This is a genomic window from Nocardia sp. NPDC003183 (genome assembly GCF_053590715.1).
The window spans coordinates 320909-335364 of record NZ_JBSFTG010000002.1; the positions used below are offsets into that span (position 1 = coordinate 320909).

The following is a 14456-nucleotide window of genomic DNA, read 5'->3' on the forward strand; positions in this document are numbered from 1 at the left end:
GTTCTCAGAGACAGGCACCGAGCAACTCCTCCATCGATTCGTGCACCGATGCCGCGAGGACATCGATATCGGCCATGGCGTCGCGGTCGGCGTTGAGTCCGTAGAAGACCTGACCGTCGTACGAGGTGAGCCCGAAACTCAACGTCTGATTGCGCAGCAGCGGTGATACCGGATACATCTCCAGCATGCGCGCGCCGCCGATGTACATCGCGGTCTGTGGTCCCGGCGCGTTGGTGATCACCAGATTGAAACTGTTGTCGGCGAAGGTACTCGCCGCGCGCACACTCATCGCGTGCAGGCTCGCGGGCGCGAACCCGGCCAGGTGCACGAGTGTGCGCGCCCGCACCCCGCGGCGCTGCCTGCCCGCCGCTTCGGTGGCGTGCGAGATGTGGGAGAGCCGCATCGTCGGATTCGGTTCGCCCACGGGCAGATCGATCAGGAACGAGGACACCTCGCTGGCCGGGGTCAGCTGATTGTCGCCGTCGACGTAGACCGACATCGGCACCACCGCGCGCAGATTGGTCGACTCGACCAGTGCCTCGTTGCGCGAGAGCAGCCAGTTGCGCAGCGCCCCGGTGACCACCGCGAGCACCGCGTCGTTGATCGAGCAGTCGAAATGCCTGCGGATCGTGCGGTAGTCGTCCAGATCGGTGCGCACCACGTCGAAGCGGCGGCTGCGTGAGGTGCGGGCGTTGAGCGGGCTGTCCGGCGCCGCGCTCGAGGTCGCCGCGCGCACCACGCTGGCCGCGGCCTTCACCGCCATCCGCGTGCCGCGCACCACCCCGAACGCGTTCGATCCGGCGTCGCGCATCACGCTGTAGGCCTCGCGCGGTTGCGCGGCCAGTTGCGAGAGCGCTCCGGCGAGCAGTTCCACATCGGTGGGTTCGCGCGGCGCACGCCACGAGTCGTCGGCCAGTTCGCGCGGCAGCGGGGAGTTGTCGAGGATCACGTGCCCGATCTCCAGGGCGGTGTCACCGTCGACGAGTGCCGAGTGCGACTTGGTGAACACCGCGGCGCGCCCGTCGGCGAGGCCCTCGATCAGATACATCTCCCACAGTGGTCGTCCCTGGTCCAGGGGTCGCGACGCGAGCCGGGCGACGAGATCGTAGAGCTGGCCGTCGCTGCCGGGACTCGGCAGCGCGGAACGCCGGATGTGATAGCTGATGTCGAAACGGCTGTCCTCGACCCAGACCGGCCTGCCCATGGCGAGCGGGATCTCGCGCACCTTGCGGCGGTAGCGCGGCACCATCGGCAGCCGGGATTCGACCAGGTCGACGAGGCGTTCGTAGTCCAGTACCTGGCCTGTGCTGTCGGGGGAGGAGTTGTTCAGGATCGCGAGAGAGCCGATGTGGATCGGGTTACTGCTCGACTCGAGCCGATAGAACGACGCGTCTTGCGGCGTCAATCTCGTGATCACGCGCTCCGAAGCTCCTTCCGGTGCCGCATGGCGCTGATCGGGCACGCGCTACATCCTACGTCACGGCAGGTGAATCGCGGTGCCGGGCAAGGAGGCTCGCCGAGCGTCGTGACCTGGGGTAATGACTGCGCCGGTACGCCGGGCACGGGTCCGCGCCGCCGGGTACGGTGGTCTGCGGACTACCATCGCCGTTGAACACAACTCCGACCAGAGGACTGACGAGACCCGTGCCTGCGCTGACACTGACGAGGTTGCTACGGATTGGTGAAGGTCGCATGGTCAAGCGGCTCTCGAACCTCGCCGATGAGGTCATCGCGTACGGCGACGAGATCGAAGCGTTGACCGACGACGAGCTGCGTGCCAAGACCGACGAGTTCCGCCAGCGCTACGCCGACGGGGAAACCCTCGACGACCTGCTGCTCGAGGCCTTCGCCGTGGCACGTGAGGCGTCGTGGCGAGTGCTGAACCAGAAGCACTACAAGGTCCAGATCATGGGCGGCGCCTCGCTGCACCTCGGCAATATCTCGGAGATGAAGACCGGTGAGGGCAAGACGCTCACCTGTGTGCTCCCCGCGTACCTGAACGCCATCTCCGGCGACGGCGTGCACGTGGTCACGGTCAACGACTACCTCGCCAAGCGCGACTCCGAGTGGATGGGCCGTGTGCACCGCTTCCTCGGCTTCGAGGTCGGCGTGATCCTGGGCGGTATGACTCCCGCCGAGCGTCGGGTGGCCTACGCCGCCGACATCACCTACGGCACGAACAACGAGTTCGGCTTCGATTACCTGCGCGACAACATGACCCACTCCCTGGACGATCTCGTCCAGCGTGGTCACAACTTCGCCGTGGTCGACGAGGTCGACTCGATCCTCATCGACGAGGCCCGCACCCCGCTGATCATCTCGGGCCCGGCCGACGCGTCGTCGAAGTGGTACGCCGAATTCGCGCGCATCGCGCCGCTGCTGAAGAAGGATGTCCACTACGAAGTGGACATCAAGAAGCGCACCATCGGCGTGCACGAGCAGGGCGTGGAGTTCGTCGAGGATCAGCTCGGCATCGACAACCTCTACGAGGCCGCGAACTCGCCGCTGGTGAGCTACCTGAACAACGCCATCAAGGCCAAGGAGCTCTACCAGCGCGACAAGGACTACATCGTCCGCGACGGCGAAGTGATCATCGTCGACGAGTTCACCGGCCGTATCCTGGTCGGCCGCCGCTACAACGAGGGCATGCACCAGGCGATCGAGGCCAAGGAGAAGGTCGAGATCCAGCCGGAGAACCAGACCCTGGCCACGATCACCCTGCAGAACTACTTCCGCCTCTACAGCAGGTTGTCGGGCATGACCGGTACCGCCGAGACCGAGGCCGCCGAGCTGCACTCGATCTACAACCTCGGCGTGGTCCCGATCCCGACGAACAAGCCGATGGTCCGCAAGGACCAGGCCGACCTGATCTACAAGTCGGAAGAGGCCAAGTTCGCCGCCGTCGTCGACGATGTGACCGAGCGGCACGAGAAGGGCCAGCCGGTCCTGATCGGTACCACCAGCGTGGAGCGCTCGGAGTACCTGTCCAAGCAGTTCACCAAGCGTGGTGTGGCGCACTCGGTGCTGAACGCGAAGTTCCACGAGCAGGAAGCCCAGATCATCGCCGAGGCCGGTCGCCCCGGCGCGGTCACCGTGGCCACCAACATGGCCGGTCGTGGTACCGACATCGTGCTCGGCGGCAACGCCGACATCATCGCCGACATCCTGCTGCGCAAGCAGGGCCTCGACCCGGTGAACACCCCTGACGAGTACGAGGCCGCCTGGCACTCCGCACTCGACCAGGTCAAGAAGCAGACCGAGGACGACGCCGAGACGGTTCGCGAGGCCGGCGGTCTCTACGTGCTCGGCACCGAGCGCCACGAGTCGCGTCGTATCGACAACCAGCTGCGTGGACGTTCGGGCCGTCAGGGCGACCCGGGCGAGTCCCGCTTCTACCTCTCGCTGGGTGACGAGCTGATGCGCCGATTCAACGGCGCCGCGCTCGAGTCGATCATGACCCGCCTGAACCTGCCCGACGATGTCCCGATCGAGGCGAAGATGGTCTCCAAGGCCATCAAGAGCGCCCAGACCCAGGTCGAGCAGCAGAACTTCGAGATCCGCAAGAACGTGCTGAAGTACGACGAGGTCATGAACCAGCAGCGCACCGTCATCTACGGCGAGCGCAACCAGATCCTGCGCGGCGAGGACATGGAGGGTCAGGTTCAGAACATGATCACCGACGTGACCACCGCCTATGTCGACGGCGCCACCGCCGAGGGTTACGTCGAGGACTGGGATCTGGACAAGCTCTGGACCGCCCTCAAGACGCTCTACCCGGTGAGCCTGGATCACAAGGAACTCACCGGCGAGACTGCCACCGGCGACGCGGGCGAACTCACCCGCGACGAGCTTCGCGAAACGCTCCTCGACGACGCTCACACCGCCTACGAGAAGCGCGAGCAGGAGATCGACGGCCTCGCGGGCGAAGGCGCGATGCGCAACCTGGAACGTCAGGTTCTGCTCTCGGTCCTCGACCGCAAGTGGCGCGAACACCTCTACGAGATGGATTACCTCAAGGAGGGCATCGGCCTGCGCGCCATGGCCCAGCGCGATCCGCTGGTCGAGTACCAGCGCGAGGGCTTCGACATGTTCGCCGCCATGCTGGAAGGCCTGAAGGAGGAGTCCGTCGGCTTCCTCTTCAACCTCCAGGTGGAGGTCCAGCAGCCCCAGCCCGAAGGCGTCTCGGTCGACAAGGGTCTGCGCTCCCCGGTCGGTGCCCGCCCGCAGGACACCCCCGCGGAGACCCAGGCCCCGCCTGCTCTGCGTGCCAAGGGAATCAGCGACCAGGCTCCCCGAGCCATGAACTACTCGGGCCCCGCCGAGGACGGCCACGCCGAATCCCATTCCGACGCACAGGAATACGGCGGTCATCAGCAGGGCGGCACCCGCCGCGAACGCCGCGAAGCCGCCCGCACCGACTCCAAGGGCAAGCGCCGCCGCTGAGCCGAGCCAGCTGATCGAGACGACTGAAGCCCCCGCTTTCGGCGGGGGCTTCAGTCGTATTTCCGTCTACCGGTCGGTCCTCGCGTCAGCTCGCTCGGTGGATGGGGTGGACTCGGGAGAGGGCGCGTTTGGCTTCGGCCAGGGAGATCATCTGGTCTTCGTCGTCGATATCGGCGACGGCTGCCTCAGCCCATTCGCGCAGGAGGGTGGAGACTCCTACCCGACGTTCGTCGGCGAGGGATTTCAGCCGGCTGTGCAGACCGAGGGGGAGCCGGATCGACGTGGTCACCATGATGTCTTCGTTGACGGGAAGACGTGGTGGGGCATCGGTGGGCTCGTCGGAGAAACTCAGCCGATCCATGAAGTCGGCGAGTTCTTCTTTGCTGGACGGAAGTCCTGGCTCGCTCATGATCGGGTCTCACTTTCCCACTGCTCGAATTGCGCCAGTTCCTCGGCGCGCATCGTGCGTGCGCCGATGATCACCCACGTCCAGTCCTCCCGTTGCCGCATCACCACGATCAACGGGCGGCCGGCTGTGGTGCGCCCCCACACCGTCAGGACGGTCACCTGGCCGTCGAAGGCCGGGCGTGGCCACCGTCGTGACGCTGCGAGGACCTGCCGAACCTCGCTGGGTTCGATGCCGATCAGGTGAGCGATCGCCCAATCAGGCCACTCGAAACCCATAAGTCCATAATACGCATGTAGTAACGCCATGTGAAAGTGCTGAGTTTCGGGCGGGCATCGGTACGCTCGCGGTGTGTCGATACAGCGGAGGCCGTGTTGGGCGAGGTGATGCGCCCGCTGTCGGCATCGGAGCGGTGGTTCTGGCTCGTCGATCAGTTGTCGCCGGCGAATTGCGTGGTCCGATTGCGGGTGCGCGGCCCGATCGGCGCTTACCGCTTGGAAGAGGCCGCTGACGCGCTGGTCGCGGAATTTCCGCTACTGCGGACAACCGTTGTCGACGGCCCGCGTTTCGCCCCGTCCGCCGACCCGCATCTACCGGTCCTGCACCGCATGGTCGACGACCCCGACGAGTGGCGCACGGTCTTCGACGAACAGCTGGCCGAGCCCGTCGACCTCGCGACCGCACCTGGGCGCCTCATCGATCTGGTGTGGCGCCCTGGCACTTCCGAGGAACACCACGACCTGATCCTGGTGCTGTCGCATGTGCTGCTCGACGGCCGCTCGATGACGTCGCTGGGGTGGCGAATCCTCGCTTACGCCTTCGGATCTCCCCTCCCCGGCGCCGCGCGTCCGCCGATTCCGGCTCCCGACGACCTCATCCCTCCCGCACACACGCGCCTGCTGCGCTGCCTGCGCACCAACCTCACCGGTCAGCTCACCGCGATGGCGCGCCGCCCGACCAGCCTGCCCGGCATCGCGCCACCACTTCCGATCCGCCGCACCCGCACCGTGATCCGCACCGTCGAGGGCGACACCCTCACCGAGCTCCGGACCCGCTGCCACCAGCACGACGTCACCGTCAACGCCGCGCTGACCGCCGCCTTGGCCAACGCCCTCGGTGAACTCGCCCCCCGGCCCTCCGGCGTCGCGGGCATCGGCATTCCGGTCGACGTCCGCTCCCGCTTGAACCCGCCCCCGGCCGACGACGAGCCCGGCATGTTCACCGCGGTCGTCCCCACTTTCGTCCCCTACGGCCCTGGCCATTCCCTGTGGGACGCGGCTCGCGCGGCGAAAACCCAACTGCACCAGCGGCTGGCGAAGAACACCGACCTCACCGCCCTGGCCGCCATCCGCTACGGCTGCCCTCGCTCGCTCGAATCCGGCAGGCGCACCATCGAACTCATCGACCGCCGGGCTCCGTGGAACGTCACTCTCAGCAATCTGGGCAGACTCTCACCGCCCGAAACCCCTGAGCCGCTGGATATCACGGCGCTGACGGTCGCCGGGACGAACTCCTGCGCCAGTGCGCTGACGGTCGCGGTGGCCACTCTCGGCACCACGATGTCGATCACCTTCTGCTACGTCGACACCATGCTCCCTCGGGCCACCATCGAATCCCTCGCCGACCGCACGCTCCGCTCGGTGACCCGCTGAGCCGACCGGCAGCACCGAGTCCAGCGGGCGGCCCGCACTCAGGCGAGCAGCTTGCACACAAGCTCCCGTAGCACCGCGCGATCCGGTTTGTTCGTCCGCCCGCTGACCGGAATCCGATCCACCACCACGATGTCGTCGGGGACGGCGGTGGTGTCGATGACCTGCGGCAGTCGTTCGCGAAGCAGGGCCGCGATGTCGTCTGCTCCCGGTTCGGCGACAATGGCGAGCACGATCCGCTCATCGCCGATCTCGTCCGGCAGGCCGACCATGATCGCCTCGCGCACCCCGTCGATCGCGGTGATCACCGGCTCGTACAACCCCGGGTAGATATTGGTCTTCCCCCGGATCATCATGTCTTTCTTGCGTCCGGTGAGGACGAGTTCCGTTCCGTCCCACCGTGCGAGGTCCCCGGTCGCGATCTCGGTCAGCGGCTCCGCGCCGAGATACCCGCGGCACAGGTTCGGGCCCGACAGCACGAGTTCCCCGTCGTCGGCGATCCGCGCCTGCACACCACGCACCGGAGCGCCGAGCAGATCCCCGTCGTGCGCGAGCTTGGCGGTGCCGGTCGCGATCGCCACCGGCAGGATCTCCGTCATCCCATAGATCGCGAGAAACTCGGTGTCGGGCAACGATTTCCGTGCCCGGCACAGGAGTGCGGAGGTGACCGGCGCGCCGCCGAGGGCTACTTGACGCAGATTCGGCGGCGGCTCGAGGTCGCCGGCTTCGATCGCGTCGAGCGCGACAGCGAGATCGGCCGGGGTGTAGAACGTATGCGTAGCGCTCCGCAGATTTCGCGTGAATCGGACAGGATCGATGTGCGTCCCGAACCGTGGATACCGCGGCATCGCCCACCGCGCCCCCGCCATCAACGCGGGCAGTCCCATCATGAGCTGCTCGGTGTGCAGGAAGGCGCCCGGCGCGAGGCTGGTCTTTCCGCCCATCGCGGCGAGTCCCGCGCTCAGCGAAGCACGCGTGTGCACCACGGCTTTCGGGTCGTCCGTCGTTCCGGAGGTGAAGACGATCAACGCCGCCGCGTCGGGATCCGCGGCGGGCAGGGCGGTCTCGCGTGCGTCACCGGTGAACCGCCGCAACGGAATCGACCCGAACGGCGTACCGGGCAACCACACTCCGCTGTGGATATGGCGAACATCGAGCGCGCCGAACCGCGGCAGTTCCAGCCCCTTCTTGCGCCCGAACCCGGCGAGTGGGCCACTCACCGCGTACAGCAGCGATTCTGTTGCGGCCCAAGCTGGTTCAACCAGGCCGACTCGCTTGGCGAAGAGCTCCGGCCCGACGCCGGGGTCGACGAACACGATCGTCCCGCCCGCTGCGATCACCCCGAAGATCACCAGCACCGACGAGACACTCGGCCGGATCGAGAACAGCATTCGATCGCCCGGCGCGAACCCCGCCTCGCCGAGGTTGTGTGCCACCCGGCCGACGGACTCCACCAACTCCCGGTAGGTGAGCGCGCGCTTGCCGACCGTGCCGAGCGCCGACGCGTCCGGAATCCGTGCGGCTTGCGCGGCAAGCCGTGCGAGAAAGTCGGTCACCGATGTTCCCCTCCACTGCCGATCGGCCCGGCCGCGGTCACCGAATATCGACCACGTCGGGCCGATACCGATGATCGGCGTACCAAGCCAGCGTCTTGCGAATACCCCAGGCGCGCACTCGCCGATTCGAGCCGTGCACCCGCACGTCCCGGCGCAAACCATAGTCGGTGGTGATCGTGCGCACCGCGTTGACCAGCGCCCGGTCCTCGTGGAGATCCTCGATCGCGGTGCGCGGGAATCCGCCTGCGGCAACATACAATTCGGCGGTGATGGCCATGTTGCACCCCGGTGTCATCACATATGGTCCGAGATACTTCGGATCCCGGTTGCCCGAGCGCACCTTGCCGAACGTCGAGGCCACTTCCAGTGCCACCCGAATGATCGTGCGGTCGATCCAGGAAACGCCTTCATCGGTGCGCGGAATCAGCTGACCGCTGACCAATCGCAGCCCGGAGCCGAACCCGGCCTTGATCCGCCGGGTCCAGTCGGGGGCGGGCAGGCAGTCGGCGTCGGTGCGCGCGAGGTAGGTGGCGCCTCGGGAAATCGCGTAGCGCATCCCGGTATCGGCGGCGGCGCCGGTGCCCTTCTGCTGCTCGTCGATCACCACGATGCGCGGCAGTGGATGGGCGGCGGCGAAGGCCCGCACCACCTCGACGGTGCGGTCGGTGGAGTTGTTGTCGACCACGACCACCGTGAAATCCGTGTCCTGCTGCGCCGCGATGGCATTCAGGGTGCTGTCGATGCCGCGTTCCTCGTCGAAGGCGGGAATCACCACCCACAGATCACTCACGCGTCCTCCAGCAGCCGGTCCAGCCCGCCGACCTGGTCGACCCAGCGGTGGAAGTCGTCCAGGCCGGTCGTGAACGGCACCTCCGGTCGATAGCCCAGTTCACGGGCGGCGCGCGAGATGTCATAGGTCGCCGACCGGGTGACGAGCGCGACCGCGTACCGCGACAGCGGGGGAGTCCACCGCTGCGCGACCGCCGGTATCCGCCACAGAGTTTCGATCGCCGCCAAGGCCCCGCCGAGCACCGTCGCGGGTACTGTCACGCTCGGTCCGGCCAACGAGAACCGTGCGGCCACCGCGTCCAAGGTCGCCCATACCGGCACCGGCTCCGCGTCGGCGATGAAATACGCACGCCCACCGATTTTCTCGGCCGTCAGCGCGAGAGTGGCGGCGTCGACGAGGTGGTCGATGTAGCACAGCGAAGCCCGAACATCGCGCCCGCCGGACAGATCCGGCAACCGCCCCGCCCGCAACTTCGCCAGAATCTGCACGATCGGCCCGTGCCGGTCGCCGGGCCCCCACACCGCGCGCGGTCGCAACGAACACGTCGTGAACTCCGGTGTATCGGAGGCCAGCACCAATTGCTCGGCCACGGCCTTGGTCTCGCAATAGCTGTTCAGAAATCGCGCCGGGTAGGGCACGGTCTCATCGATCCCCACCTGATCCCCGCCGTCGGGCGCCATCAACGCACTCGGACTCCCGATGAACACGAACCGCCGTACTCCGGCTGCCGCGGCTTCCTGCATCAGCCGATCGGTCCCGGCCACGTTCACCGCGAAAAACTCGGCGGGCCTGCCGAATTCACCGAGCAGGGCCGCCGCGTGCACCACTGCGCGCACTCCGGCCACCGCCGCGGCCAGCGCACCCGCGTCGGCGAGATCGGCCACCGCCACCTCGACACCCTCCGGTGCCGAGGCCGGATCGCGAACCATCGCCCGAACCGGCACCCCGCGCGCCACCAGCCCGCGCACGATCGCGCCGCCGACGAACCCGCTCGCGCCAGTCACCAGCACTGTCATCGCGCCACGCTATCCCGTCGACGATCTCGCGAAGCCGCGGCCGGACGGTGCCGCCTCGGTCACTGTTCGCCCTCGCCCAGCGTCTTCCACCAGGTAGCCCCGAGCAGCATGGTCATCACGGCCGCACGACGACCCGAGATCCCCCGTTCAGCGGCCACTTTCCGGGCTGCTGGAATCTGCGCGGCGTGCACCCCGACGCTCAGCACCACATCGATCCAGAAGGCCACCCGCAGCCACCGGGCCCGGAACGGCCGCACCACACCGGCGATCAGGAATATCCAGCCGATCACCGGAATCGACCGCAGCGCCAGCACCGCTCTCGGGCTGGGCACCGCGACCGAAGTATCGGCCGCCGCGCGATGGCGACCATGTCGCGGCGCACTCACCGGATCCGGAACAACATGCAGAGACCGTGTCACCGCACACCAACCCCTCGATAGGTCACTGCCGCCGCGGTGGGTCCACCGTCGGCGGCGACGAACAGCAACGGTCGTTCGGCCAGTCCCGCGTCACGGGCCGCCACGAACGCGGCGGTCAACGCGGAAGTGTGTGCGTCGGCGGCGAAGTCGTCGGTCACCACCGCGCCCACGCCGAGCTGGGCCGCCAGTTCGCCGGCGAAGTCCGCCGTCGGCTTACCGCACAGCAGCACCACCTGTCCGGCGTCGATACCGTCCGCCGCCAACGCCTCTCGCGCCGCGATCGCGGCGTGCTCGACGAGTTCCGCTGTCCCGGTGAGCAATTCCACCGTCAGCGAGGAACGCCCCTCGGCTCCCATCGCGGACAGCTTCACGTAGCCCTGCGGGTCGGGCAGTACGTCGCCGGCACTCACATGGACTCCGCCGAAACCCGCCGCTTCGGCGGAATTCTCGAGCACGAGAGCCGCCCCGACCGGCTCGAACGCGAACTCCACATCGGCCCGGCCCGACGGATGCGCGTCGCCCGACACGACGACGACATGTCCCGTGGGCAGATCTGCCAGCAGCGATGCGGCCACCCCGACCGCGTTCACCACCCCGCAGGCACCGTTCATCAGATCGAACGACAAGCACGGCACGTCACCGCGCCGATAGTCCAGCCCGATCCCCGCGGCCTGCTGGATCAGCGCCGCGACCGCCGGTTCCACCAGGTTCGCATCGCGATAGACCCCCACATTGATCAGTGCGTCGACCTGCTCCGGCGGACAACCGGCTCCCGCTAAGGCGTCGCGCGCGGCGCTTGCCGCCTGTCCTACCGAGCTGACTCCGCCGCTGCGCGTCACTGCCGAAGAAATGATGATTCCCATACTGTCCTATACCCGCAGATCGCCGATTGTCACCGACAAGAATCCGGCGACCACCCCGGAAGCTGCCGGTACCAGCAGTACTTTCGACCCCGGCTCGATCAGTCCCCGCCGCAACGCGTCGTGCAACACCACGAAATGCGAGGTCGACGCGGTATTGCCGTATCGGTCCAGCACCGCGAGTCCCGGCGGCATCGCCGCGTCGAATTCGCGCTCGGCGATCTTGTTGATCAATTCCACAGCGGGGCCACTGAACTGGTGATGGATCAGGTAGTCGTAACCCTCCTCGGCGAAGCTGGAACCGCGGGCGGCCAGGAACTCCAGCTGCCGCGAGGTCCACAGCAGGTACCGGGACTCGTTGTGCATCGCCCGGTTGTCGGTGTAGAGCGCGACTCCCGGCCCCTGGTCACTGGGCATCCCCAAGCACAGCTTCGCGAACGCGGCGCTGGTGTTGAGCTCCACGTAGTCGAGCCCTGGCCCGTCGGTACCGTCGAGCAGCACGGCCGCCCCGGCGTCGCCGACGGTGAGCGAGGCGAACTGCGGGTCGTACTTCTGCGAGATCTCCCGCACCGCGGTGTCGGCGATCGGCGTGATGCACTCCCCGGACACCACCATGCCGCGACGCACCGCACCGGATCGAATCATCCTGTCCAGCAGGAGAACTCCGGTCATCATCCCGGCGCACGCGTTGGACACGTCGAAATGGATCGCCCTGTTCGCCCCGAGTGCGGTGCGCAGCATCAGAGCGAACGACGGTTCCAGACAGAAGTCCTCGCCCCGGGTCCGGGTGATCGAGCAGGAGATGATCACATCCAGATCGGCGGCCTCGTAGCGCGAATTGCCCAGTGCGCTGCGGGCGGCGGCCGAGGCGATGGTGAAGGAGTCCTCGGATTCGCCGCGTACCCTGCGCGCCCTGACTCCGCTGACCTTCTCCAGATCCAGCGGCGCGTCGACGGCCAGCTGCGCCAGCAACTCCGCCGTGGTCCTTCTCTGGCCGGCAGATACGCGCCGACGGCTTCGATTGTCGAACTCACCATGCTTGTTCACTTCCAGATATCGCGTGATGCACAGATCACCACCAGCGCATCTCGTCGATCCTAGCCACAGACCTTCACTAATCGGGCGTGCTCGATTAGATTCTGCCGGGGTGTGGAGCTCCGCCCGACGCCATGAACTAACCCTACTCGCCGCTGGTCAACCCTGGTTGCCTGGATTATTGCTGCTGGGACGGTTCGCGCGGCCCATCCGCAAGGTGCCCGAACTCGGCTGGTTCGTCGCCGATCCGCTGGTGGCCCGCCAGATCTACAACGACAGCACCCATTTCAGCATCGTGTCCGAGGGCGCGGCCGGGCACTGGTGGGCGCAGGTCATCGGCGACTGGGTCGAGGATCTGTTCGAGGGTCCCGGCCATACCGACCTGCGGACCAAGGTGCGCGACCTGTTCACCCTCAGCCACACCGATGCCCTGGTCGAGCGCGTGATCGGCCCCGACCTGCGTGACCTGCGCGAACGCCTGGCGGCGGGGGAGACCGTCGATATCGCCGCCCGCGCGCAGATCCTGGTCGGGCGCAGCGTCTCCGACCTGGTCGGCATGCGCCCCGAAGACATCGCCGCGGCCATCGGCGGCGACTACACCGACGATCAGGACGCGCTGTTCCTGCGCCTGTTCCATCACGTCGAAGAACTGGTCAACCTGGGTTTCGGCACGATGGCCTCGACCACGCTCGACCCGGTGGCGCTGGCCCGCGCGCGGGAGCTGGCCACCCAGCTCGCCGTCAACGTTCCCGACGCGTACGCCCGCGCCGATCCCGACACCACCCTCGGCCGCTGCCGCGAACTGGGCCTCGACGTCGAGCACGCGGGCGGCCTGGCGATCCTGATGGCCGTCGCGGGCACCGACACGCTCGCCAGCGCCATGACCAGAATGGTCGCGATCATGCACGACACCGACCAGCACCGCGCCCTGCTCGCCGCTCCTGATCGCCTTCCCGACGCGGTCCGCGAGACCCTGCGCGTCACGAGCCCGGCCTACCTCGTCGGCCGTTCGGTCACCGCGGACGTCCGCATCGCCGACCGCGACCTGCGCGCCGGCGAACACGTCAAGATCCTCACCTGGACCATCAACAACGCCGCGGGCGAGTTCCGCGTCGACCGGGACTACAACCCCGAAACCCGCCAGCTCTGGTTCGGCGGCGGCCGCCACCTCTGCCTCGGCGCCCAGCTCGTCCACTCCGAACTCACCGCGCTCCTCGAAGCGTTGACCGCGGCCGGACGCCCGTGGGAGATCGTCGAACGCCGCTACCGCAGAAAGGTTTTCATCCCCACCTACGAGGCGCTGCGCATCCGCCTCGCGCGCTGAACAGCACGAAAGGCCCCGTCCGGGTGGACGGGGCCTTTCCGGCGACGACTACTGGTTTTCCGGCGCGTTGATCCGGTTGCTGAAGCCGATGCCGATGGCGATCGCGGCGGGGACGCCGGTCAGCACCAGGCCCGCGGCCGCACCCAGCGGGATGCCGACGGCCGCACCGGCGAGGCAACCCGCGAGGCCGGTGGCGCCGCCGAGGGCGAGCACCGGGACGCCGAGAACCAGGCCGCCGACGCCGCCGATGGCGCAGCCCGCGAGGCCACCGGTGAGGGTGCCGACGAGAGTGCCGATGGCGGTGATGATGCCGAACTGGGTGGCCGCGGCGCTGACGGCGTCGTCGAAGGCGTCCTGCCGGACGACGTCCTTCAGCAGGGTCGACGGGCGGGCCGAGGCCACGTCGGTGCGCGGGGTCAGGGTGGCGCGGGTGCCGTCGACGGCGGCGTCGATCGGGTACTCGAGGTCGTCGAGCGTGTAGGCCAGCGGCAGGGCGGCGACGATGTTGCCCTGGTTGTCGCGCACCTGGAACTGGTTGTTCTCGGTGGTGAGCGAGCCCGCGTCGGTCTCGACGACGACCGCGTCGCCCTCGATGCCGGTCTTCCAATTGATGCCGGGCAGCACCTGGTTCACACCCTGGTTCACGCCGTCGAGGAAGGCCGCGACGGGCGCGGGAGCAGGCGCCGGAGCGGCGTGCGACGTGCCGGTGGCAACGCCGAGCGCGGCGATGACGAGTGCGGAGGTTGCGGCAACCTTGCTGATGTTCATGAATGCAGTCTTTCCCTCAATGGCGATGCTCCCTGGGGAGCGCAGGCCCTCGATCGAGCACCCATGATCAAGTGTCCAACTGTTTGTTGCTGAAATGTAACTTAAAAAGTCTTAAGAGTTCAAAACGGACAGTGACGTGCGTCATTGCCGGTGAATTCGATTAACTGTGAACAGCTTTCGCTCGCAATTC

The 14456-nt window shown here is 67.5% G+C and carries 13 protein-coding genes; 3 read left to right on the top strand and 10 right to left on the bottom strand.

The window, feature by feature from the left end; genetic code table 11:
- Positions 1–4: 4 nt before the first annotated feature.
- Complete coding sequence (locus ACWDXS_RS09305) at positions 5–1417, bottom strand: WS/DGAT/MGAT family O-acyltransferase (protein WP_378993531.1); 1413 nt, start codon at positions 1415–1417, stop codon at positions 5–7.
- 227 nt (positions 1418–1644) lie between these two features.
- On the opposite strand from ACWDXS_RS09305, the gene secA reads away from it, so the two are divergent.
- Positions 1645–4443, top strand: a complete 2799-nt coding sequence (secA, locus tag ACWDXS_RS09310) for a preprotein translocase subunit SecA (RefSeq protein WP_378993532.1) — start codon at positions 1645–1647, stop codon at positions 4441–4443.
- A gap of 85 nt (positions 4444–4528) precedes the next feature.
- Here secA and ACWDXS_RS09315 read toward each other — a convergent pair whose 3' ends face one another.
- Both ACWDXS_RS09315 and ACWDXS_RS09320 read right to left on the bottom strand, forming a co-directional pair.
- Entirely contained in the window at positions 4529–4852 is a 324-nt protein-coding gene (locus ACWDXS_RS09315) for a hypothetical protein (RefSeq protein ID WP_378632602.1), read from the bottom strand.
- A complete protein-coding gene (locus ACWDXS_RS09320; protein ID WP_056813016.1) occupies positions 4849–5127 on the bottom strand; it encodes a hypothetical protein in 279 nt (92 codons plus the stop codon). Before ACWDXS_RS09320 ends, ACWDXS_RS09315 begins: the two co-directional genes overlap by 4 nt.
- Positions 5128–5220: 93 nt before the next feature.
- Between ACWDXS_RS09320 and ACWDXS_RS09325 the strand changes: the two genes are divergently transcribed.
- Positions 5221–6501, top strand: a complete 1281-nt coding sequence (locus ACWDXS_RS09325) for a phthiocerol/phthiodiolone dimycocerosyl transferase family protein (RefSeq protein WP_449963934.1) — start codon at positions 5221–5223, stop codon at positions 6499–6501.
- Between the two features lie 38 nt (positions 6502–6539).
- Here the strand turns inward: ACWDXS_RS09325 and ACWDXS_RS09330 are convergent, their stop codons facing one another.
- The 6 genes from ACWDXS_RS09330 to ACWDXS_RS09355 form a co-directional block, all read right to left on the bottom strand.
- A complete protein-coding gene (locus ACWDXS_RS09330) occupies positions 6540–8054 on the bottom strand; it encodes a class I adenylate-forming enzyme family protein (RefSeq protein ID WP_449963937.1) in 1515 nt (504 codons plus the stop codon).
- Between the two features lie 37 nt (positions 8055–8091).
- Complete coding sequence (locus ACWDXS_RS09335; RefSeq protein WP_379312729.1) at positions 8092–8844, bottom strand: glycosyltransferase family 2 protein; 753 nt, start codon at positions 8842–8844, stop codon at positions 8092–8094.
- Entirely contained in the window at positions 8841–9860 is a 1020-nt protein-coding gene (locus ACWDXS_RS09340) for an NAD-dependent epimerase/dehydratase family protein (RefSeq protein ID WP_449963942.1), read from the bottom strand. Before ACWDXS_RS09340 ends, ACWDXS_RS09335 begins: the two co-directional genes overlap by 4 nt.
- 59 nt (positions 9861–9919) lie before the next feature.
- Positions 9920–10192: a hypothetical protein gene (locus ACWDXS_RS09345; RefSeq protein ID WP_378993537.1), complete on the bottom strand. Its 273-nt coding sequence runs from the start codon at positions 10190–10192 to the stop codon at positions 9920–9922.
- 83 nt (positions 10193–10275) lie between these two features.
- Positions 10276–11142, bottom strand: coding sequence for a hypothetical protein (locus ACWDXS_RS09350; protein WP_387447559.1), 867 nt, complete (start codon positions 11140–11142; stop codon positions 10276–10278).
- 6 nt (positions 11143–11148) lie between these two features.
- Entirely contained in the window at positions 11149–12111 is a 963-nt protein-coding gene (locus ACWDXS_RS09355) for a 3-oxoacyl-ACP synthase III family protein (RefSeq protein ID WP_449963947.1), read from the bottom strand.
- 244 nt (positions 12112–12355) lie between these two features.
- On the opposite strand from ACWDXS_RS09355, the gene ACWDXS_RS09360 reads away from it, so the two are divergent.
- Entirely contained in the window at positions 12356–13498 is a 1143-nt protein-coding gene (locus ACWDXS_RS09360; RefSeq protein WP_378993540.1) for a cytochrome P450, read from the top strand.
- A gap of 48 nt (positions 13499–13546) precedes the next feature.
- Here the strand turns inward: ACWDXS_RS09360 and ACWDXS_RS09365 are convergent, their stop codons facing one another.
- Positions 13547–14266, bottom strand: coding sequence for a hypothetical protein (locus ACWDXS_RS09365; protein ID WP_378993541.1), 720 nt, complete (start codon positions 14264–14266; stop codon positions 13547–13549).
- Between the last annotated feature and the right edge of the window lie 190 nt (positions 14267–14456).